Below are 21,508 nucleotides of genomic sequence, written 5' to 3' on the forward strand. Positions count from 1 at the left end.
CCCGTGCGAGCCACCCTGCGCTGGGCGCACTCCGATCTGCGCGCGCACCGCGGCGAAGCGCTGTTCATCGTGCTGGCCACCGCCGGCATCGTCGGCGCGCTGCTGCTGGCCACGGCGCTGTTCGGCTACGCGACCAACCCCTGGCAGCGGGTCTTCACCCAGTCCCGCGGCGCCCACGTGTGGATCCACACCGTACGGTCCGCCGACACCGGCCGCCTCGCCTCGCTCGACGGCGTGGCGTCCGTCGCCGGTCCCTACCGGACCGAGTCCGCCACCGTCTCCTCGCGCGGCACCCGCGCCTTGGTGGAACTGCGTGCGACGTCCGGGAAGCCCTCCGTGGGCCGCCCGCTGCTCACTTCCGGCCACTGGCTCGACGCCGGCGACCCCGACGGTGTGGTCCTGGAGAGCCGTCTCGCCCGTGCGCTGCTGGCCGAGCCCGGGGACACGCTCACCCTGCCCGGCACCTCCCGGACACTGACCGTCGTGGGCGTCGCCGACAGCGCCGAACCCCGCTACCGGGCGGGCGAGCAGCCCGGCCTGGTCTGGGCCCCGCCGCCCGCCCTACGAGGTCCCGGCGGCAGGGTGATCGGACTCCGCCTCACCGACCCCGACGACACCGACTACGCCGTCCAGCGCGCCGTCACCGTGCTCGGCGCGGGCGCGGTCGGCGAGGTCTCCACCTGGCGGCAGGCGCGGGCCGAGGCACAGGGCGACAACCGGCTGCTCGGCCAGGTGCTGGGCCTGTTCGGCCTCGGTGCGCTCCTCGCCGCCGGGTTCGCGGTGCACGGCGCGATCGCCACCCGTATCCGCGGTCATCTGCGGGACATCTCGGTGCTGAAGGCGATCGGCTTCACCCCCGCCCAGGTCGTCCGCATCTTCCTGCTCCAGCACGTCGCGTACGCCGTGCTGGGCGCCGTGGCCGCCGCCGGCCTGATCCAGGCGCTGGGCACTGCCATCCCCGGCCGGCTCGGCGACGCGGTCGGCGTGTGGCAGGGGCTGCCCGGACACGCGGTCGCCCTGCTCGCGGTGCCGGTGGGCGCGGTGCTGTTCATCGGCGCGGTCACCGGGCTCGCGGCCTGGCGGGCGGGCCGGGTGCCCCCGGTGCCGGTGCCCCGGCCCGCCGCTCCGGCCGGGGGCCGCCTGACGGGCCTGGCGCGCCGGGCCCTGGGCCTACGCCTGCCACCGGCGCTCGTCCTGGGCTGGCACCAGGCCTTCACCCGCCGCCCTCGCACGCTCGCCACGATCGGGCGACTGGCCCTGCCCCTGCTGCTGATCGTGGTGGCGATGAGCGCCTGGACCACGATCGACCGCTTCCACCGCAGCCCCGAGCGGATGGGCCTGCCGGCGGCGCTCACCGTACGCGCGGACAGCGGCATGAGCGACGGGGAGGCCCGGTCCCTGCTGGACCACGATCCCCGGGTCACCGCCGTCTACCCGGGTGTCGAGGTGGCCGCCCTCGTCCCGGGCCAGACCGCCACCATCGCCCTGCGGGGCCTCGGCACCCACCGCGCCCCCTACCCGTACGCGCTCGCCGCGGGCCGCCCCGCGACCGGCCCCGACGAGGCGGTGGCCGGGCAGGGCCTGCTGGACCTGCTGGACGTACGCGTCGGCGACTGGGTGCGGATGACGGTCGGCGACCAGCCGCAGATCCTGCACATCGTGGGCCGCAGCATCGAACCGGAGAACGCCGGCCGGGTCATCTCCACGTCCCTGGACACCCTCCGCGAGAACGACCCGCGGCTGGCCCCCACCCTGTACCAGCTGCGTCTGCGGCCGTCCGCCGACCCGCAGCGCGCCGCCGCCGACCTGACCAGGGCCGGCCGCGGCCACCTCGATGTCCACGCCGTCACCAACCCGGCCGACGGCCTGTCCGCGCTGCGCGGTGTCGTGGTCGGGCTGATCGCGGTGCTGGCGTCGATCGGCCTCATCGAGTTGCTGACCGCGATCGGCGGCACGGTCCGCGAGAGCGAACGGGACCTGCTGGCGCTCAAGGCGATCGGCATGTCCCCGCGCCAGATCACCGCGATCACCGTCACCGCGACGAGCTGCACGGCCCTGGCCGCGGTCCTCACCGGCACGGCCCTGGGCCTCCCCCTGGCCCACTGGCTGATCGACACCCAGGGCCGCTCCAGCGGCATCGGCGCGGGCATCGCGCAGTCCCCGTCCGCGCTGCTCCTCCTGCCCTTCGCGCTGGCAGCAGTCCTGGGCGCCGCCACCCTGGCCACCCTCCCGGCAACCCGGGCGGCCCGCCGGAGGCTGGCGGACACGTTGAGCGCGGTGGCCTGAGGGCCGCGCGGGGGCGCATGGGCGAGCCCGGCAGGAGGAGCAGGGACGAGCCCGGCCCGGGGGTGCAGGGGGCGGAGCCCCCCGCCGGGGTCCGGGGCGGAGCCCCAGGGGCCGGGGCAACCTCACCCCTCCCTCAACGCCCGCGCAGCGCCCGGTACTTGGCGACCAGCGCCGTCGTCGACGCGTCCAGCCCCGGCACCTCGGCCCCTTCCGTCAACGCGGGCTCGACCCGCTTGGCGAGGACCTTGCCGAGCTCCACGCCCCACTGGTCGAAGGAGTCGATGTTCCACACCGCGCCCTGCACGAACACCTTGTGCTCGTACAGCGCGACGAGCTGACCGAGCACGGACGGCGTCAGCTCACGCGCGAGGATCGTGGTCGTCGGCCGGTTGCCCTTGAAGGTCTTGTGCGTCACCAGTTCCTCGGGCACCCCCTCGGCCCGCACCTCGTCCGCCGTCTTGCCGAAGGCGAGCGCCTGCGTCTGGGCGAAGAAGTTGGCCATGAGCAGATCGTGCTGCGCCTTCAGCTCGTCCCGCAGCTCCGCGACCGGCTCGGCGAAGCCGATGAAGTCCGCCGGGATCAGCTTCGTACCCTGGTGGATCAACTGGTAGTAGGCGTGCTGCCCGTTGGTGCCCGGCGTCCCCCACACCACGGGTCCGGTCTGCCACTCGACCTCCTGCCCGTCGCGCGCCACCGACTTGCCGTTGGACTCCATGTCCAGCTGCTGCAAGTAGGCGGTGAACTTGGACAGGTAGTGGCTGTAGGGCAGCACCGCGTGCGACTGGGCGTCGAAGAAGTTGTTGTACCAGATGCCCAACAGCCCCAGCAGAAGCGGCACGTTGGACTCCGCCGGCGCGGTCCTGAAGTGCTCGTCGACGATCCGGAAACCGTCCAGCATCTCCCGGAACCGGTCCGGGCCGATGGCGATCATCAGCGAGAGCCCGATCGCCGAGTCGTACGAGTACCGCCCACCGACCCAGTCCCAGAACTCGAACATGTTGGCGGTGTCGATGCCGAACTCACCGACCTTCTCGGCGTTCGTCGACAGGGCCACGAAGTGCTTGGCGACGGCCTCCGGCCCGGCGTTCAGCTCGCTCAGCAGCCACGCGCGGGCCGAGGTGGCGTTGGTGATGGTCTCGATGGTGGTGAAGGTCTTGGAGGCGATGATGAACAGCGTCTCCGACGCGTCCAGGTCACGCGTGGCCTCGTGCAGGTCCGCCCCGTCGACGTTGGACACGAAGCGCACCGTGAGGTCGCGGTCGGTGAAGGCGCGCAGCGCCTCGAACGCCATCGCCGGACCAAGGTCCGAGCCGCCGATACCGACGTTGACGACGTTCTTGATGCGCTTGCCGGTGTGCCCCCTCCACTCACCCGAACGGATCCGCTCGGCGAAGTCGCTCATCCTGTCGAGCACGGCGTGCACCGCCGGGACGACGTTCTCCCCGTCGACCTCGATCACCGCGTCGCGCGCGGCTCGCAGCGCCAGGTGCAGGACCGCCCGGTTCTCGGTCGTGTTGATCTTCTCGCCGCGGAACATGGCGTCCCGCAGGCCGAAGACGTCGGTGGCGGCGGCCAGCTCGCGCAGCAGCCGCAGCGATTCGTCGGTGACCAGGTGCTTCGAGTAGTCGATGTACAGGTCACCGACCTGGAGGGTGTACCCGGCGCCGCGACCCGGGTCCGCGGCGAACAGGTCCCGCAGATGGGTGTCGGTGAGCTCCTCCCGGTGCTTGGCGAGAGCGGTCCACTCGGGCGTCTGGTTGAGCCTGGTACGGCCGTCTGCGTTCATTTCGGACTTCAGCCTTCTTTCCTACCTGTCCCTGCTGCGTACCTTGCCCCGCTGCCGGTTCCAACCTAGTTGATCAGCGCGTGACGTGAGCGGTCGTCGCACCGTCGTCCGCTGCAACAACAGGTACGTCCGGCCGACGCGCCGGTATCAACGAGGTGACGGCCAGAGCGAAGAGCACGGCCGCGAACAAGGCGGGCCCGTTCAGCCCCCAGGCCCGGGCCGCCACGCCGCCGAGCAGGGCGCCGAGCGGCGCGCCGGAGGTCGAGGCGGTGCGGAACGCGGACGCTATGCGCCCCACCATCGACGCGGGGCTGCGTTGCTGCATCAGCGTGACCTGGTTGACGTTCCACACCATGCCCATCGCGCCCAACAGCAGCATCCCGGCGAGGAGGGCGCCGAGGTGCCGGACGGTGCCGATGAGGACGAGGGACGAGGTCTGCACCGCGCCCGCGACCAGCAGCGCCCCGACGCGCCCGGTGCGCCGCGCGATCCGCTGGGCGACGAAGCCGCCGAGCAGGCTACCGGCCGCGTACGCCGTCATGGCCGCCGCGTATCCCGCGTTGCCCGCGTCCAGCCAGCGGGTCACGTGCAACACCAGCGTGGCGATCAGTGCGCCCATGCCGATGTTGCACAGCAGCGTGGCCACGCAGACCGCTCGCAGCGCCCGGTCCCGCCACAGGGCGCGCAGGCCCGCGCCGATCTCCGCGCGCAGGGTGCTGCCGGCCGGGCGCGGCTCCCGCTCGGCCGGCCGTGTCCGCAGGGAGGCCACGAGGGCGGCGGCGACGAGGTACGTGCCCGCGTCGGCCGCGAACGGCATGAAGGCGCCCGCGGTCAGCAGCAGCGGCACGAAGGGGCCCGCCAGGAGGCCGCCGGCGAGCTGCTGGCCGGTCATCAGGCGGGCATTGGCAGCGCCCAGGGCCTCCTTGTCCACCAGGGACGGAAGCAGGGCCGTGGAGGCGTTGTCGAAGAGGGTCTGGAGGGTGGTCAGCGCGAAGGCGAGCGCCAGCAGCAAGGGGATCGAAGCGTGTCCGAGTCCCACGGTGAGGGCGAAACCGGCGACGATCAGGCCCCGTACCGTATCCACCGCCCACATGGCGCGCCGCTGGTCCACCCGGTCCGCGACGGCACCGCCCAGCAGCCCGAACAGCAGCCAGGGAACGTACCCGCAGGCGGTCACCGAGGCGATGACGAGCGGCTCGTCGGTGAGCCGCACGGCGAGCAGGGGCAGCGCGGCCGTCCGTAACGCGTCCCCGAACCGGGACACCACCGCGGCCGTCCACAACCGCCCGAAACCCCCACGCCACGCGGGCGCGGCCTTGCCCGCGCTCTCGACCGTCGTCACGACTCCCCCTCACGGCTGACCTGACACGAACCGTAGAGGACACCACTGACAATCGGCCGTCGGCAGAGCGCGCACCGACGGAGAACCGGCGGAGGACCGACGGAGGAACCGACGGAGGAACCGGCGGAAAAGCCGGCAGGAGAAACAGCTCCGGCCAGGCGCCCGCAGGCACCCGGCCGGTTCTCAACTCCTAGATCTCGCCCCGCAGTTTGGCGAGGGCCTCGGCGAGGATCGCCTCGCCGTCCGCGTCGCTGCGCCGCTCCCTGACGTACGCGAGGTGCGTCTTGTAGGGCTCGGTGCGCGGCGGGTCCGGCGGGTTGTCCCGGTCCTGACCGGCCGGGAAGCCGCAACGCGGGCAGTCCCAGGTCTCGGGCACCTGCGCGTCGCTGGCGAAGCTGGGCTGTGTCTCGTGCCCGTTGGAGCACCAGAAGGAGATGCGCAGACGCGGCGCGGACTCGCCGCGCTCGGCCTCGCCCATCGGCCCCGCCCCGACCCGGCTACCTCGGATCGCGTTGCCACTTGCCACGGTCGTAACTCCCTGCGTGATGGTGCCGCGAAGCGAGTCGGCGTTTCCGCTTCGCTGCGAGCGCCTCAGTCTACGTAAGGCCCAACGCGCGTCCAGTGATTGGAGTTACAAGAGCCCCGCTCCAAAGACGCAAGCCCCATGATAGGCCGCGCTCAGGAGCGCGTACCGAACATGGGGCCTTACGTACGGAATATGTGTGCTTGTGAGACGCTGGTCGGCTGGGATCAGCTGTTCGTCTTCATCAGCAGGCCGAGGACGACGATGCACGCGAACCACAGCAGACCGATCACGATCGTGATCCGGTCGAGGTTGCGCTCGGCGACCGAGGAACCACCGACGGAGGACTGCATGCCGCCGCCGAACATGTCGGAGAGGCCGCCGCCCTTTCCCTTGTGCATCAGCACCAGCAGCATCATCAGCAGGCTGAAGACGATCAGGGCGATCGAGAACCCCAAAACCACGGCTGGACCAACTTCCTCGGATTCGGATGGACGACGGGGGCACGGCGCACTCGCTGTGCCCCCGCAAGAGTACGACGGATCGCCGCTACCGCCTACTCACGGCCGGGCTCACTGATCGCGGAAACGCACGATCTTGACGAACTCGTCCGCGTCCAGCGAGGCGCCGCCGACCAGGGCGCCGTCGATGTCGGCCTTGGCCATGATCTCGGCGACGTTGCCGGACTTCACGGAGCCGCCGTACTGGATGCGGACCTGGTCGGCCACCTCCTGCGAGTACAGCTCGGCGATCTTGCCGCGGATGGCGGCACAGACCTCCTGGGCGTCGTCCGCGCCGCAGACCTTGCCGGTGCCGATGGCCCAGACGGGCTCGTAGGCGATCACGATGGACTCGGCCTGCTCGGCCGGGAGGTCCTTCAGGCCGCCCTCGACCTGGGCGAGGGTGTGGGAGACGTGGTTGCCCGCCTCGCGCACGTCCAGTTCCTCGCCGACGCACAGGATCGGGGTCAGACCGTGCTTGTAGGCGGCCTTGACCTTGGTGTTCACGAGCTCGTCGGTCTCGTTGTGGTACTGGCGGCGCTCGGAGTGGCCGATGACCACGTACGTGCACTTCAGCTTGGCCAGCATCGGGCCGGAGATCTCGCCGGTGTAGGCACCGGAGTCGTGTGCCGAGAGGTCCTGGGCGCCGTACTTGATCTTGAGCTTGTCGCCGTCGACCAGGGTCTGCACGGAGCGCAGGTCGGTGAAGGGCGGCAGGACGGCGACCTCGACGGCCTCGTAGTCCTTGTCGGCCAGGGCGAAGGCGAGCTTCTGGACGTGCGCGATGGCCTCGAGGTGGTTGAGGTTCATCTTCCAGTTGCCCGCCATGATCGGCGTGCGAGTGGTCATGCGGGGTCAGTCCTCCAGTGCGGCGAGGCCGGGGAGCGTCTTGCCCTCGAGGTATTCGAGGGAGGCGCCGCCTCCGGTCGAGATGTGTCCGAACGCGTTCTCGTCGAAGCCGAGGATGCGCACGGCGGCGGCGGAGTCACCGCCGCCGACGACGGTGAAGCCCTTGGACTCGACGAGCGCCTGGGCGACCGCCCGGGTGCCGTCGGCGAAGTCGGGGTGCTCGAAGACGCCCATCGGGCCGTTCCAGAACACGGTCTGGGCGTCGGCGAGCTTCGCGGCGTACAGCGCGCCGCTCTCGGGACCGATGTCGAGGCCCATCTGACCGGCCGGCATCGCGTCCGCGGCGACGGTGGTGGGATTGCCCGGGGCCTTGGTCTTCAGGTCCGGGAACTCGGGGGCGACGACGGTGTCGACGGGCAGGACGAGCTCGACGCCGGTCTTCTCGGCGCGCTCGATGTACTCGGTGACCGCGGCGAGCTGGTCCTCCTGGAGGAGGGAGCTGCCGACCTCGTAGCCCTTGGCCTTCAGGAAGGTGTACGCCATGCCACCGCCGATGAGGATCCGGTCGGCCTTGCCGAGCAGCTCGTCGATGACGGCGAGCTTGTCGGAGACCTTGGCCCCGCCGAGCGCGACGGCATAGGGGCGCTGGACGTCCTCGGTGAGCTTCTTCAGGACGCCGACCTCGGTGGCGATGAGGTAGCCGGCGTAGTGCGGCAGACGGGCCGGCAGGTCGTACACCGAGGCGTGCTTGCGGTGCACGGCGCCGAAGCCGTCGCCGACGTAGACGTCCGCGAGGGCCGCGAGCCGGTCCGCGAACTCGCCGCGCTCGGCGTCGTCCTTGGAGGTCTCGCCGGGGTTGAAGCGCAGGTTCTCGATGACCGCGACCTGGCCGGGCTGGAGGCCGTCCACGGCGTCGTGGGCGGCGGGGCCGACCGTGTCCTGGGCGAACGCGACGGGCGCGTCGAGGAGTTCACCGAGCCGCTCGGCGGCGGGCAGCAGCGAGAAGGCCGGGTCCGGGGCGCCCTTGGGGCGGCCCAGGTGCGAGGCGACGACCACCTTGGCGCCCGCGTCGGCGAGCGCCTTGACGGTGGGCAGGACGGCGCGGATACGGCCGTCGTCGGTGATGGTGCCGTCGGCGAGCGGCACGTTGAGGTCGGCGCGGACGAAGACCCGCTTGCCGTCCACGCCGTCGGCGAGAAGTTCGTCGATCGTCTTCATTGAGGGGGACTCCTAGAGGAGGGCTCGTGATGCTCGTGATCGTAAAGAGGGCCTGATCCGCACGTGAGTCAGGGCTCGGGCAGCGCGACCGTGCGCTGCCCGAGCCCTGTCCTCACACCGAGGTGCCTGCTTCGGCGATCAGAGCTGGTTGCCGACGAAGACCGTCAGGTCGACGAGGCGGTTGGAGTAGCCCCACTCGTTGTCGTACCAGCCGATGACCTTCACGTTCTTGCCCTCCTGGACCATGGTCAGGGAGGAGTCGAAGGTGCAGGACGCCGGGGCGTTGACGATGTCGGAGGAGACGATCGGGTCCTCGGTGTAGTCGAGGAGGCCCTTCAGCTCGCCCTCGGCGGCCTTCTGGAAGGCGGCGTTGACCTCTTCCTTGGTGACCTCGCGGCCGAGTTCGACGACGAGGTCGGTGACCGAACCGGTCGGGACCGGGACGCGCATCGCGATGCCGTCCAGCTTGCCCTTGAGCTGCGGCAGGACCAGCGCGGTGGCCTTGGCGGCACCCGTGGTGGTCGGGATGATGTTCTCGGCGGCGGCACGGGCGCGGCGCAGGTCCTTGTGCGGGAAGTCCAGGATGCGCTGGTCGTTCGTGTAGGCGTGCACCGTCGTCATCAGGCCCTTGACGATGCCGAAGTTCTCGTCGAGGACCTTCGCCATCGGCGCCACACAGTTGGTGGTGCAGGAGGCGTTGGAGATGACGTGGTGGTTCGCCGCGTCGTACTTGTCCTGGTTGACGCCCATCACGATGGTGATGTCCTCGTCCTTGGCCGGGGCCGAGATGAGGACCTTCTTCGCGCCACCGGCGATGTGCTTTGCGGCGTCGTCCTTCTTGGTGAAGATGCCGGTCGACTCGATGACGATGTCGACGCCCAGCTCACCCCACGGGATGTCGGCCGGGTTGCGCTCGGAGAGCACCTTGATGGTGTGGCCGTCGACGGTGATCGTGTCGGCGGTGTGGGAGACCTCCTGCTTGAGGCGGCCCAGGATCGTGTCGTACTTGAGCAGGTGGGCGGTGGTCGCGGTGTCACCCAGGTCGTTGACAGCCACGACCTCGATGTCTGCACCCTGCTCCAGCAGCGCGCGGAAGTAGTTACGTCCGATGCGGCCGAAGCCGTTGATGCCTACGCGGATCGTCACGAACCGATCTCCTCGTTGGTACGCCGGCCATGCGGTGCCGGCGAGCTGTGTTTGGGATGTCCCCGACCACCCCCGACCCTACCTCCCTGGGGCCCTGGTGGTGACATCCAGATACCCCATACACGGCAGGGTGGCCCGTACCCGCCAGTAGGGGTACGGACCACCCCGGTTCTGCGCCGGGATCACCCCGTTTCGCTATGGAGTGTCAGGGCCGGTCGAGTGCCCGGATCACTCGTTCGTGAGCGCGTCGGCTCACTTGTCGAGTGCCGCGAGGGCCCTCTTCACCAGGGCCTTCCGGTCGGCCGCCGCCGGGACCTGCTCCAGGCCGAAGCCGAGCAGCACGGTCCGGTCCGTGGTGACCGCTCCGTACGTCTTGAACAAGGCTCCAGTGCGCGTCCAGTCCTTGAGGACCGCGGGGCTGCCCGGAGGCGGTCCGGAGACCTTCCACGCGCCCAGCGAGGTTTCGAATCCCTCGGTCTCCTTGGCCGTGCCGCCGACGACGAGCGAGGCGTCGTCGGCGAGTACGCCGTGGCCGCCGGTGCCCGGGTCGGTGATGTAGGCGAGCGAGACCTCGACGGACTTCCCGGCGTAGGCGCTCAGGTCGAAGCCGACCGACTGCCAGCCGTTGGAGCTGCCGGTGAGGCTGTTCCAGGAGCCGCTGCTGCCGGTCGCGGTGCAGCCGCCGGTCGCGACGGTCAGGTAGTGCCCCAGCCACGGGTGCTCGTTGACCAGGAACCCGGCCTCGCAGTCGGCCGGCACCGCCGTGGAGGTGGCGCCGCCCGCCTCCGGAAGTGTCGTCCAGTCGTCGGCACCGGTGGTGTGCGCCTCGACCACCGCGTGGTCGTAGCCGGGCTCGGTGTCCCACAGCAGGCGGGTGCGCAGCGTCGGCTTGTCGGCCGCGCTGACACCGGTGAGGTCGATGGTGCGGGTGAGCCGCTTGTAGGCGTCGTCGGTGTGCACCGCCGCGGCCATGTACGAGCCCGTGTACGGCCCGTACGGGTTGACGGTCCCGGCGAACTGGCCCGCCCCGGCGCTGGCGAACTGCGGGTAGCCGGCCTTGGGGAGTTCGTCGGAGGTGACGGAGTAGGTGCCGGCCTTGTCGAGCGGGTTGCCGGGCGCGTCGCCGAGGGCGCCGGTGAAGCCGCCGAGTGCGCCGGAGCCGGTGAAGCCGGTGGCTCCGGTGAGCGACGTGCGCGAGTAGGCGCCGAGGTAGTACTGGCTGAAGTCGTCCGACGGGGTGCCGTCGGCGAGGGCGACGTTGCCGCCTGCCAGTTCACCGGCCTCGATCAGCTTGCCGCCCTCGTTGAGGTAGGCGCGCAGCTGGAGCTGGGTGGCGTTGCCCGGGCCGTTCGTGCCGGAGTAGTGCACGACCGTCCTGAAGTACTTCAGCACGCCGAGCGCGTCGGGCGCTCCCTGCGTGGCGACGTCCCAGACGACCGCCTTGTGGCCGGCCGCCTTCAGCGCGTCCACGTACTTCTGCGCCTGAGTGGCGGCCGCGCCCTCTTCGGCGACCACGAGGGTGTCCGCCGCGGGCCGCTTGGCCACGGTGTACGTGAAGTGCGTGCTGGAGGTGCGCTTGCCGCTCCTGGTCCTGCCGGTGAACCACACCTCGACCTTGTCGCCGGGCTTGCCGCCCCGGACCTTGGCCCGGTACTCGTCGAAGTAGAGGTTGTCCTCACCGCCGTAGGTCTCGCCGCCCTTCCAGTGCCTGAGCGCCTGGTCCTGCGTACGGCCGCCGTCGACGCGGTACTTGAGCTCCTTGTCGCGCACGGACTTGCGGACGACGACCGAGACCTGCTGGTCGGCGCCGCGCGAGTACGACGTGGAGAACGTCGCCGGGGTGAAGTCGGCGGCGCTCAGCCCGACCGAGGAGGACGGCTTGTCGGGGTGGGCGGCGGTCTCGGCGACGGAGAGCGCGAACGGGATGTTCTTGGCGAACTCCTGCTGGATCAGCTTCTCGTCGTCGGGGAAGTTGAAGACCGACCGGCAGTCGGAGGCCTTCCAGGCGTCGTTCGGGTCGAGGTTCGACGCGGTCTGGCAGGTCGACATCTCGGGGGTGAACATCGCCATGCCGTTGACGTTGGAGGCGTGGCCGTCGGCCTCGCCGTTGGTGGTGTACAGCTCCGAGGAGACCTGCGGGTGGTAGCCCGGGATCGCGGAGTGGTCGGGGGTTCCGGCGAGTGCCTTGTAGACGACGTCGTCCGGGGTCGGGGTGGCGACCTGCCAGCCGACGCCGTAGAGGAGCAGTTCGGCGGCGGAGTGGTAGTTGATGGCGTACGTGAAGCCGACGCGCTTCTCGAAGCCGTCGAGGGCCTTGGTCTCGGGCTCGGACTCCGGGCTCGCGCCCCGATAGGTCTCGCTGGTGGGGTTGGGTGACGAACCCTCGTCGTCGTAGCCCCACTTGTAGGCGAAGTTGCGGTTGAGGTCGACGCCGTCGCCGGTGGAGATGACTCCGTCGCCGTTGACGTCCCGCAGGTTCTTCCGCCACAGGCGGGTGGCGGAGTTCTTGAAGGTGTAGTCGTAGCCGTCGGGGTTGGCCGAGAGGACGAACCACAGCTCGGTCGAGTCGACGATCTTCTTGATCCGCTTGTCCGTCTTGTAGCCGTCCAGGTAGTAGTGCATCAGCCGACGGGTCATCTCCGGCGTGATCCACTCGCGCGCGTGCTGGTTGGACATGTACAGCACGGAGGGCTTGGAGCCGTCCTTGGACCTCTTCGCGTTCCTGGTCAGTTTGAGCGCGAGGATGTCCTGGCCGCCCACGGTCCTGCCGATGGACTCGACCTTGGTGAGGCCGGGGTTCTGCCGGGCGGTCCGGAGGATCTCCTCCTTCAGGCCGCCGCTGCCGCTGTAGGGGCGGAACACACCCTGGGCCGCGTCCTCGACGCGGGTGGCGGCCCTGGCGGAAAGTGTGTGTTCGGTGAGGTCGACGCCCTGCTTCTCGAGCTTCTTCGCCTGCTGGTCGGTGAGGTAGACCTCGACGGTGTGCTTGCCGGGTCCCGCCGTCTGCTCGCCGAGTTCGTTGCCGTCCTGTCCGGCCGCGAGCAGCAGGGGCACCTGCTTCTGGGTGACTTCGGCGCGGAACACCTTGACCTCGTTGTCGCTGTTGGCGTCAGCTTTGGCCGGGGTACCGCTCTGTGCCTGGGCGATGGGTGCGAGGCTCGCTCCGCCGATGAGGAGCGCGCCGACAGCGAGGATCGATCTCGCTCTGTGTCTCATGAACCCCCCTTGCCGTGGTTCGCCACAGCGGCGAACATCTGCCAGGCTCATGACACATCATGATCGAGTCAAGGGCGCCTCACGGACAGCAAAACGCCGGTGCCGATCACCCAAGTGGGCTCGGACACCGGCGATCTGACAAGCCGTCAATCATCCTACGAGGTTGTCGGCCAGCTCCTCGGAGAGGTTGGCCTCCGTCCCCGGGATACCGAGATCGGAGGCGCGCTTGTCGGCCATCGCCAGCAGACGGCGGATACGGCCGGCGACGGCGTCCTTGGTCAGCGGCGGGTCGGCGAGGGCGCCCAGCTCCTCCAGGGAGGCCTGCTTGTGCTCCATGCGCAGCCGCCCGGCGGCCGCGAGGTGCTCGGGGACCTCGTCGCCGAGGATCTCCAGAGCGCGCTGCACGCGGGCACCGGCGGCGACGGCGGCGCGGGCCGAGCGGCGCAGGTTGGCGTCGTCGAAGTTGGCGAGCCGGTTCGCGGTGGCCCGCACCTCGCGGCGCATCCGGCGCTCCTCCCAGGCCAGCACGGACTCGTGCGCGCCGAGCCGGGTGAGCAGGGCACCGATCGCGTCGCCGTCCCGGACGACCACCCGGTCCACGCCCCGCACCTCGCGGGCCTTCGCGGCGATGGACAGCCGGCGGGCGGCGCCGACCAGCGCCAGCGCGGCCTCGGGTCCCGGGCAGGTCACCTCCAGGGAGGAGGAACGGCCGGGCTCGGTCAGCGAGCCGTGCGCCAGGAAGGCCCCGCGCCAGGCCGCCTCTGCGTCACAGGTCGCACCGGAGACCACCTGCGGGGGCAGGCCGCGGATCGGGCGGCCCCGGCCGTCCACCAGACCGGTCTGCCGGGCCAGCTGGTCGCCGCCGGCGACCACCCGCACGACGTACCGCGAGCCGCGGCGCAGCCCGCCGGGCGCCATCACGATCAGCTCGGAGGTGTGGCCGAAGATCTCCAGGATGTCCCGCTTGAGGCGGCGGGCCGCCATCGCGGTGTCCAGCTCCGCCTCGATCACGATGCGCCCGCTCACCAGGTGGAGGCCGCCGGCGAACCGCAGAATGGCGGAGACCTCCGCCTTCCTGCAGCAGGTCCGGGTGACGGGGAGCCGGGAGATCTCATCCTTCACCGCTGCCGTCATCGCCATGGGCCGATCCTTCCATGCATCCGAAAAATACGGTCGTACGCGGCGGCCAACAGCTCCGGGTCGTGCCTCGGGGTCCCGTCGGTCCGGGCCACGGGCGCCAGCTCGACCGCGGCTCCCAGCCGCTTGGCGGCCTCGGTGAGCGAGTCGCGGTCGGGCACGGCGGCCTCGTCGGCCAGCACCACGTCCAGGGCGAGTTTAGGGGCGTGTCGCCCCAAAACCTCCAAATGACGCTGCGGAGAGAAGCCCTCGGTTTCTCCGGGCTGCGGGGCGAGGTTCAGCGAGAGTACCCGGCGTGCCTTGGTCTCCGTGAGGGCGTCCAGGAGTTCGGGGACGAGCAGGTGCGGGATGACCGAGGAGAACCAGGAGCCGGGGCCGAGCACCACCCAGTCGGCGTCCAGGACGGCGGCGACGGCCTCCGGGACGGCGGGCGGGTCGTGCGGCACCAGGTGCACGGACTGCACCTCGCCCGGGGTGAGGGCGACGGTGGCCTGCCCGCGCACGGTGTCGACCTCGTCCGGGCGCTCCGGGTCGTGCCCCCTGACCAGGGCCTGGAGCTCCAGCGGCACGGCGGACATGGGCAGCACGCGCCCGTGCGCGCCCAGCAGCTTGCCGACCAGGTCCAGGGCCTGCACATGATCGCCGAGCTGTTCCCACAGAGCGACGATCAGCAGGTTGCCGACGGCGTGTTCGTGCAGGTCGCCCTGGGACTGGAAGCGGTGCTGGATGACCCGGGCCCAGGTCTGCCCCCAGTCGTCGTCGCCGCACAGCGCGGCCAGCGCCTTGCGCAGGTCGCCGGGCGGCAGCACGCCCAGCTCGTCGCGCAGACGCCCGCTGGAACCGCCGTCGTCGGCCACGGTGACGACGGCGGTGAGGTCGCCGGTGATCCGGCGCAGCGCGGCGAGCGAGGCGGACAGGCCCATGCCGCCGCCCAGGGCGACGACCTTGGGCTGGGTGCCGCGACGGCGCGGCCGGCCGCCGCGGACCTCCGCGGGCCGGCCGGCCCTGGCTTCGGGCACCATCCGGCGCAGCCTGCTCAGCCGCGGTGTACGTTCCGTCATTCCCGTCCCATGTCCCGGTGGACGACCACCGTCTCCACGCCCTCGGCCGCGAGGCGCGCGGCGAGCTTCTCCGACATGGCGACCGAGCGGTGCTTGCCGCCGGTGCAGCCGATGGCGATGGTCACATAGCGCTTGCCCTCACGGCGGTAGCCGGCCGCGATGAGCCGCAGCAGCTCCGCGTACCGGTCGAGGAACTCCTTGGCGCCGGGCTGGTTGAAGACGTACGCGGCCACCTCCTCGTTGACACCGGTGTACGGGCGCAGCTCCGGGACCCAGTGCGGGTTGGGCAGGAAGCGCATGTCCGCGACCAGGTCGGCGTCGACGGGGAGGCCGTACTTGAAGCCGAAGGACATCACGGTGGCCCGCAGCTCGGGCTCCTCCTCACCGGCGAACTGGGCGTCCATCTTGGCGCGCAGTTCGTGCACGTTGAGGCTGGAGGTGTCGATCACCAGGTCGGCGTCACCGCGCAGCTCGCGCAGCAGCTCCCGCTCGGCGGCGATGCCGTCGACGATCCGGCCGTCGCCCTGGAGGGGGTGCGGGCGGCGCACCGACTCGAAGCGGCGCACCAGGGCCTCGTCGGAGGACTCCAGGAAGACGATCCGGCGGGTGACGCCCCGGGTGTCGAGGTCCGCGAGGGACTCGCGCAGGTTGTCGAAGAAACGCCGGCCGCGCACGTCGACGACGACCGCGATCCGCGCCACGTTGCCCTGGGAGCGGGCGCCGAGCTCCACCATGGTGGGGATCAGGGCGGGCGGGAGGTTGTCGACGACGAACCAGCCGAGGTCCTCCAGACACTTGGCGGCCGTCGAACGGCCGGCTCCGGACATGCCGGAGATGATCACCAGCTCGGGGATGGCCGTGTCGGGGGCCCCGGCTGTCTCGCTGCCCGTACTCACCTGTGCTCCGTTGTCCTGGACCTGCTGCTGCGGCTGATCCTCACCGGTGTCCTTGTGTGCCGGATCTCGGTCCGCTGTGGGCTGTGCGTCGTGCTCGTTCATGTCTCCTGCCCCCGTCGTTCGTCCGGGGCGCCCGCGGGTACGGGCTCCCCCGAGTCACCCGCCGTCGTCTCGGGCTCCTCGTCTTCAATGATCTCTCCGGTCGCCGTGTTCACGGCGGGTGCGGCCGGGGCCGCCCGTGCGAGTGCCGCGGCGATGGTCTCGGCCGTCTTGCGGCCTATGCCGGGCACCTCCTGGATCTGGGTGACGGTGGCGGCCCGCAGCTTCTTCACCGAGCCGAAGTGCTTGATCAGCGCCTGTTTGCGGGTCTCACCGAGGCCGGGCACGTCGTCGAGGGGGCCGGCGCGGAACCGCTTGGCGCGCTTGGTCCGCTGGTAGGTGATCGCGAACCGGTGCGCCTCGTCGCGGACGCGCTGGAGCAGGTAGAGGCCTTCGCTGGTGCGGGGCAGGACCACCGGGTCGTCCTCGCCCGGCACCCAGACCTCCTCCAGGCGCTTGGCGAGGCCGCAGACGGCGATGTCGTCGATGCCGAGCTCGTCCAGCGCCCGCTGGGCGGCCGCGACCTGAGGCGGCCCGCCGTCGACGACGACGAGCTGCGGGGGGTAGGCGAACTTCCTGGGGCGGCCGTCGTCGTCCTTGAGTCCCTCCCTGACGTCGCCGTTCCCCATGGCGCCGTTCCCCATGGCGCCGTTCCCCATGGCGCCGTTCCCCATGGCATCGTCGCCCGTGACGCCGTCCTCGGAGGTTTCGTCGACCCACTCGCCGGTCCGCTCCTTCTCGGCGAGATAGCGCCGGAAGCGGCGGGTGATCACCTCGTGCATGGAGCGGACGTCGTCCTGACCGGCGAAGCCCTTGATCTGGAAGCGCCGGTACTCGCTCTTGCGCTGCAAGCCGTCCTCGAAGACGACCATGGAGGCGACCACGTCGTCGCCCTGTAGGTGCGAGATGTCGTAGCACTCGATCCGCAGGGGCGCGCTGTCCAGGTCGAGGGCCCCGGCGATCTCCTCCAGGGCGCGGGAGCGGGTGGTGAGGTCGGAGGCGCGCTTGGTCTTGTGCAGGGCGAGGGCCTGCTGGGCGTTGCGCTGCACGGTCTCCATGAGCGCCTTCTTGTCGCCGCGCTGCGGGATGCGCAGCGAGACGTTCGAGCCGCGGCGGCCCGTCAGCCATTCCTGGACCGGTTCGACCGGCTCGGGCAGGGCGGGGACCAGGACCTCCTTGGGGACCGCGTCACCGCTCTCCTCGCCGTAGAGCTGCTGGAGGGCGTGCTCGACCAGGGCGCCGGTGGTGACCTCCTCGACCTTGTCGGTCACCCAGCCGCGCTGGCCGCGCACCCGGCCGCCACGGACGTGGAAGATCTGGACGGCCGCCTCCAGCTCGTCCTCGGCCACGGCGATGAGGTCGGCGTCGGTCGCGTCGGCGAGCACGACCGCGTTCTTCTCCATGGCCTTCTTCAGGGCCTCGATGTCGTCGCGCAGGCGGGCGGCCCGCTCGTACTCCATCTCGTCGGCCGCCGCCATCATCTGCTTCTCCAGACGGCGCAGATACGTGCCGGTGCGGCCGGCCATGAAGTCGCAGAACTCCTCGGCCAGTTCGCGGTGCTCCTCGGCGGAGATCCGGTCGACGCAGGGGGCCGAGCACTTGCCGATGTAGCCGAGCAGGCAGGGGCGGCCGGTGCGGGAGGCGTTCTTGAAGACGCCGGCCGAGCAGGTGCGCACCGGGAAGACGCGCAGCAGCAGGTCGACGGTGTCGCGGATCGCCCACGCGTGCGCGTACGGGCCGAAATACCTGACGCCCTTCTTCTTGTGACCGCGCATCACCTGGACCCGGGGGAACTGTTCGTTCATCGTCACCGCGAGGTACGGGTAGCTCTTGTCGTCGCGGTACTTGACGTTGAACCGGGGGTCGTACTCCTTGATCCACGAGTACTCCAGCTGGAGCGCCTCGACCTCCGTGGACACCACGGTCCACTCCACGGACGCGGCGGTGGTGACCATCGTCCGGGTGCGGGGGTGGAGGTTCGCCAGGTCCTGGAAGTAGTTGGCCAGGCGCTGGCGCAGGCTCTTCGCCTTTCCGACGTAGATCACCCGGCGGTGCTCGTCACGGAACCTGTAGACCCCGGGGGAGTCCGGGATGTCTCCCGGGGTGGGGCGGTAGCTGGAGGGGTCGGCCATGTCTCACACCCTACTGGCGAGGACCGACACCGCGACGGGCCTGTGGACAACGCCGTGCGCCTACCGGCCGCCCGGGGGGTCGCGCCTCGGCCAGGTGTGTACGGCGGCCGGACGCGAGGTGTTGTCGGAGCAAGGTCAACACGCTTCAATGCGGGGGAACTCGGGGGCCGTGAACGACGGCGCACGGATACGGCGTACGGATGTGCGGACGCACCGGCGCCGACGGGGTGGCCCCGACCGGGCCCGAGGGCCTGTTGCGAACGGTCTGACCAGCCGTAGTGAACCTTCACAGAAAGGCCCCTCTGCATGCCGCACGTCACACAGCGCGCGGGCGTCGCCACCGCGGAACTGGACACGGCCCTGCGGGGCGGCCCCTTCCACGTCGCCCTGCGCGCCGCGATCGCCGCCCGTGGGCTTCCGCTCCAACGCGTGCAGCACCACCTCTCGCGCCACGGGGTCAAGGTGGGCGTGACCAGCCTCAGCTACTGGCAGCAGGGTGCCCGGCGCCCGCAGCGCCCCGAGTCGCTGCGCGCCGTGCGGGCCCTGGAGGAGATCCTTCAGCTGCCGGACGAGTCACTGATCCGGCTGCTCGCCGAGTCCGAGGAGAGCCGGGCCGCCGCACGCCCGGCGGCGGCCAGGTCGTACCGCTCCCTGGTCGAGGCCTCCGACGTCCTGGAGCGGCTCCAGGCCGACCTGGGCTGGGCCCTCGACGGCGGGTTGCACACCCTCGGCCACCACGAGCGGATACGGATCGGCCCGCGCCGTGAACTGGCCGGCCGCGAGTCGCACCACATCGTGCGCGCCCACCAGGACGGCGTGGACCGCTTCGTGGCCGTCCACCACGGGGACCCGGGCTGCGTGCCGCGGCGCATGACGGTGCACGCCCTGGAGAACTGCCGCACCGGCCGCATCCGCTGGGACCAGGACAGCGGGCTGCTCGTCGCGGAGCTGCTCTTCGACACCCGGCTGCGGTCCGGCGACACCTTCCTCTTCCGGTACGGCGTCGAGGACGGCACGGCCGGGGTCTCCCGCGAGTACGCGCGCGGCTTCGGCTTCCCCGGCGGCCAGTACGCCCTCCAGGTGCGCTTCGCCGCGGGGGCGGTGCCGGTGCGGTGCCACCGGTTCGCCCAGCACTCGACGGCGGCCCCGCGCAGCGGGCGGCAGGAGCTGCCGCTCAGCGGGCTGCACCGCTCGGTGCATCTGGTCGAGCCACGGACCCGGCCGGGCATCGTGGGCATCTGCTGGGACTGGTGCTGAGTCCGGTCGGCCGAGACGTAAACGTTTGCGCAAGCGTTTACGTCAGGCGTCCGGATGGGATATACCCGTCCCATGCCCACCATGGCCGATGTCGCCCGGAGCGCCGGAGTCTCCGTGGCGACCGTCTCGCACGTGCTCAACGGAACGCGCCCGGTGCTCCCGCACACGCGCCAGGCCGTCCTGGACGCCGTCGACGAACTCGGCTACACGCCCAACACCCTCGCCCGCTCCCTGGTGACCTCCCGTACCCGCTCCATCGGGCTCGCGGTGTCGGCGATCAGCAACCCGTACTTCACGGAGATCCTCCAGGGCGTCGAGGCCGCCGCCCTGGAGGAGGGATACAGCCTCCTCATCGCCGATCCGCACGACGACCCCGAGCACGAACGCAAGGTCGTCCAGCTCCTCCACGAGCGCCGCGTCGACGGCATGATCGTCGCCCCGTCCGCGGCCCCCCGCGACCTCGTCGCCTACCTCGGCCGGCACGACGTACCGACCGTGTTCCTGGACCGGGTGGTCGCGCGGGTGAGCGACGACCGAACCGGCACCGGCACCGGCACCGGCACCGGCCCGCGCTTCGACCAGGTCTGCGCGGAGAACACCGAACCGATGACCCGGCTCGTGACCCACCTCGCCGGGCTCGGCCACCGCCGGATCGGGCTGGTCGCGGGACTGCCCGGGCTGAGCACCACCAGCGAGCGGATCGCCGGCTACCGGCACGGCCTCGCCGCCGCCGGGCTGGCCCGCGACGAACGCCTCGAGATCTGCGGCAACTCCGAGTCGGCCGGCGCCGAGCGGGCGACCGCGGCCCTGCTGGCACTCGCCCCCGCGCCGACGGCGCTCGTCACCGCCAACAACGCGATGACCATCGGCGCCCTGCGCGCCCTGCGCGAGCGGGGCCTGTCCGTGCCCGGCGACATCGCCCTGTGCTGCTTCGACGACTTCGCGTGGGCCGATCTGTTCTCCCCGCGGCTCACCGCGGTCGCCCAACCCAGCAGGGACATCGGGGCACGGGCCGTCCGGGTGCTCCTCGACCGCCTCGCCGCACCGGACGGTCCGGCCCGGACCCTCCGGCTGCCCTGCTCCTTCGTCCATCGCACGTCGTGCGGGTGCCCCGAGAAAGGAACCGACTCGTGATCGTCGTCGCCGGTGAGGCACTGATCGACCTGGTACCGCGGGGCCCGGGACCCCTCGCGGGGCTACAGCCGGCGCGCGGCGGCGGCCCCTACAACACGGCCGTGGCGCTGGGCCGCCTCGGCTCCCCCACCGCCTTCTGCTCCCGCACCTCCCTCGACGCCTTCGGCGAGGCCCTGCTCGACGGGCTGCGGCAGGCGGGCGTGGACGTCTCGGACGTGCAGCGCGGCACGGAACCGACCACCCTCGCGGTCGCCACCGTCGGCACCGACGGCTCGGCCGCCTACTCCTTCTACGTCGAGGGCACCGCCGACCGCCTGTTCACAGCTCCCGCCCGCCTTCCCGCCGGCACCCGCGCGGTGTCGTTCGGCACCTGCTCCCTCGTCCTGGAACCGGGGGCGAGCGCCTACGAGGAACTGATGCGGTCCGCGGCCGGGGAGGGTCTGTTCACCGCGCTCGACCCGAACATCCGGCCGGGCCTGATCCCCGACGCGGACGCCTACCGGGCGCGCTTCAAGGGCTGGCTGCCGTCGGTGACCCTGCTCAAGCTCTCCGAGGAGGACGCCCGGTGGCTGGGCGGCACCCCGGGAGACTGGCTGGCCGCGGGCCCCTCGGCCGTCGTGATCACCCGGGGCGGCGACGGTCTCACCGTCTTCACCCGGGAGGGCGCGGAGCACTCCGTGCCGGGTGTGCAGGTCGACGTCGTGGACACCATCGGCGCCGGTGACACGGTGAACGCCGCCCTGCTGCACGGCCTGGCCGGCCAGGACGCCCTCTCCCCCGGGGCCCTCGCCGCCCTGGGCGCGGACGGCTGGACGCGGCTGCTGCGGTACGCGGCGCGCGCGGCGGCGATCACCTGCTCACGGGCGGGAGCCGAGCCGCCGTTCGCCGCCGAGCTGGGGGACATCTGACGGTGGAACGGGCGGTGC

The 21,508-nt window shown here is 71.3% G+C and carries 16 protein-coding genes; 4 read left to right on the forward strand and 12 right to left on the reverse strand.

The window, feature by feature from the left end; genetic code table 11:
• Positions 1 to 3 precede the first annotated feature (3 nt).
• Entirely contained in the window at positions 4 to 2,286 is a 2,283-nt protein-coding gene (locus ACFY01_RS08120) for an FtsX-like permease family protein (protein WP_390734849.1), read from the forward strand.
• A 133-nt stretch (positions 2,287 to 2,419) separates the two neighbouring features.
• Here the strand turns inward: ACFY01_RS08120 and pgi are convergent, their stop codons facing one another.
• From pgi to uvrC, 12 genes are all read right to left on the reverse strand, one after another.
• Positions 2,420 to 4,072 carry a glucose-6-phosphate isomerase gene (pgi, locus tag ACFY01_RS08125; protein WP_390734850.1) on the reverse strand — a complete coding sequence of 551 codons (1,653 nt, stop codon included), beginning with the start codon at positions 4,070 to 4,072 and terminating at the stop codon, positions 2,420 to 2,422.
• Positions 4,073 to 4,145: 73 nt separating this feature from the next.
• Complete coding sequence (locus tag ACFY01_RS08130) at positions 4,146 to 5,414, reverse strand: MFS transporter (RefSeq protein ID WP_390734851.1); 1,269 nt, start codon at positions 5,412 to 5,414, stop codon at positions 4,146 to 4,148.
• Between the two features lie 190 nt (positions 5,415 to 5,604).
• Positions 5,605 to 5,940, reverse strand: coding sequence for an RNA polymerase-binding protein RbpA (locus ACFY01_RS08135; RefSeq protein ID WP_003976875.1), 336 nt, complete (start codon positions 5,938 to 5,940; stop codon positions 5,605 to 5,607).
• 224 nt (positions 5,941 to 6,164) lie between these two features.
• Positions 6,165 to 6,395 (reverse strand): preprotein translocase subunit SecG, encoded by a 231-nt coding sequence (gene secG, locus ACFY01_RS08140; RefSeq protein WP_390735269.1) that lies wholly within the window; start codon positions 6,393 to 6,395, stop codon positions 6,165 to 6,167.
• Between the two features lie 114 nt (positions 6,396 to 6,509).
• Complete coding sequence (gene tpiA / locus ACFY01_RS08145) at positions 6,510 to 7,286, reverse strand: triose-phosphate isomerase (RefSeq protein ID WP_390734852.1); 777 nt, start codon at positions 7,284 to 7,286, stop codon at positions 6,510 to 6,512.
• 6 nt (positions 7,287 to 7,292) lie between these two features.
• Positions 7,293 to 8,504, reverse strand: coding sequence for a phosphoglycerate kinase (locus ACFY01_RS08150; protein WP_390734853.1), 1,212 nt, complete (start codon positions 8,502 to 8,504; stop codon positions 7,293 to 7,295).
• 138 nt (positions 8,505 to 8,642) lie between these two features.
• Positions 8,643 to 9,650 (reverse strand): type I glyceraldehyde-3-phosphate dehydrogenase, encoded by a 1,008-nt coding sequence (gene gap, locus ACFY01_RS08155; RefSeq protein ID WP_132854504.1) that lies wholly within the window; start codon positions 9,648 to 9,650, stop codon positions 8,643 to 8,645.
• A gap of 252 nt (positions 9,651 to 9,902) precedes the next feature.
• On the reverse strand, positions 9,903 to 12,866 hold the full coding sequence (locus ACFY01_RS08160) for a M14 family zinc carboxypeptidase (RefSeq protein WP_390734854.1): 2,964 nt from the start codon (positions 12,864 to 12,866) through the stop codon (positions 9,903 to 9,905).
• A 150-nt stretch (positions 12,867 to 13,016) separates the two neighbouring features.
• Positions 13,017 to 14,006, reverse strand: a complete 990-nt coding sequence (gene whiA / locus ACFY01_RS08165) for a DNA-binding protein WhiA (protein WP_189942915.1) — start codon at positions 14,004 to 14,006, stop codon at positions 13,017 to 13,019.
• The gene (gene yvcK / locus ACFY01_RS08170; RefSeq protein WP_390734855.1) at positions 13,997 to 15,064 is read right to left on the reverse strand and encodes a uridine diphosphate-N-acetylglucosamine-binding protein YvcK; all 1,068 of its coding nucleotides are present in this window, start codon (positions 15,062 to 15,064) and stop codon (positions 13,997 to 13,999) included. The genes whiA and yvcK overlap by 10 nt, the downstream gene beginning before the upstream one ends.
• Entirely contained in the window at positions 15,061 to 16,062 is a 1,002-nt protein-coding gene (gene rapZ, locus ACFY01_RS08175) for an RNase adapter RapZ (RefSeq protein ID WP_390734856.1), read from the reverse strand. Before rapZ ends, yvcK begins: the two co-directional genes overlap by 4 nt.
• Entirely contained in the window at positions 16,059 to 18,191 is a 2,133-nt protein-coding gene (gene uvrC / locus ACFY01_RS08180; protein ID WP_390734857.1) for an excinuclease ABC subunit UvrC, read from the reverse strand. The genes rapZ and uvrC overlap by 4 nt, the downstream gene beginning before the upstream one ends.
• 306 nt (positions 18,192 to 18,497) lie before the next feature.
• Here uvrC and ACFY01_RS08185 point away from each other — a divergent pair, with 306 nt between their 5' ends.
• From ACFY01_RS08185 to ACFY01_RS08195, 3 genes are all read left to right on the forward strand, one after another.
• The gene (locus tag ACFY01_RS08185; RefSeq protein WP_390734858.1) at positions 18,498 to 19,448 is read left to right on the forward strand and encodes a hypothetical protein; all 951 of its coding nucleotides are present in this window, start codon (positions 18,498 to 18,500) and stop codon (positions 19,446 to 19,448) included.
• A gap of 72 nt (positions 19,449 to 19,520) precedes the next feature.
• The gene (locus ACFY01_RS08190; protein WP_390734859.1) at positions 19,521 to 20,582 is read left to right on the forward strand and encodes a LacI family DNA-binding transcriptional regulator; all 1,062 of its coding nucleotides are present in this window, start codon (positions 19,521 to 19,523) and stop codon (positions 20,580 to 20,582) included.
• A complete protein-coding gene (locus tag ACFY01_RS08195; RefSeq protein ID WP_390734860.1) occupies positions 20,579 to 21,490 on the forward strand; it encodes a carbohydrate kinase in 912 nt (303 codons plus the stop codon). The genes ACFY01_RS08190 and ACFY01_RS08195 overlap by 4 nt, the downstream gene beginning before the upstream one ends.
• Positions 21,491 to 21,508: the final 18 nt, after the last annotated feature.

Source organism: Streptomyces sp. NPDC001480 (genome assembly GCF_042894725.1).
Classification (GTDB): domain Bacteria; phylum Actinomycetota; class Actinomycetes; order Streptomycetales; family Streptomycetaceae; genus Streptomyces.

Excerpts from the sequence above, each read along its gene's own strand:
- pgi (WP_390734850.1), bottom strand. The coding sequence starts at position 4,072 with ATGAACGCAGACGGCCGTACCAGGCTCAACCAGACGCCCGAGTGGACC.
- tpiA (WP_390734852.1), bottom strand. The coding sequence starts at position 7,286 with ATGACCACTCGCACGCCGATCATGGCGGGCAACTGGAAGATGAACCTC.
- ACFY01_RS08150 (WP_390734853.1), bottom strand. The coding sequence starts at position 8,504 with ATGAAGACGATCGACGAACTTCTCGCCGACGGCGTGGACGGCAAGCGG.
- ACFY01_RS08160 (WP_390734854.1), bottom strand. The coding sequence starts at position 12,866 with ATGAGACACAGAGCGAGATCGATCCTCGCTGTCGGCGCGCTCCTCATC.
- whiA (WP_189942915.1), bottom strand. The coding sequence starts at position 14,006 with ATGGCGATGACGGCAGCGGTGAAGGATGAGATCTCCCGGCTCCCCGTC.
- yvcK (WP_390734855.1), bottom strand. The coding sequence starts at position 15,064 with ATGACGGAACGTACACCGCGGCTGAGCAGGCTGCGCCGGATGGTGCCC.
- rapZ (WP_390734856.1), bottom strand. The coding sequence starts at position 16,062 with ATGAACGAGCACGACGCACAGCCCACAGCGGACCGAGATCCGGCACAC.
- uvrC (WP_390734857.1), bottom strand. The coding sequence starts at position 18,191 with ATGGCCGACCCCTCCAGCTACCGCCCCACCCCGGGAGACATCCCGGAC.
- ACFY01_RS08185 (WP_390734858.1), top strand. The coding sequence starts at position 18,498 with ATGCCGCACGTCACACAGCGCGCGGGCGTCGCCACCGCGGAACTGGAC.
- ACFY01_RS08190 (WP_390734859.1), top strand. The coding sequence starts at position 19,521 with ATGCCCACCATGGCCGATGTCGCCCGGAGCGCCGGAGTCTCCGTGGCG.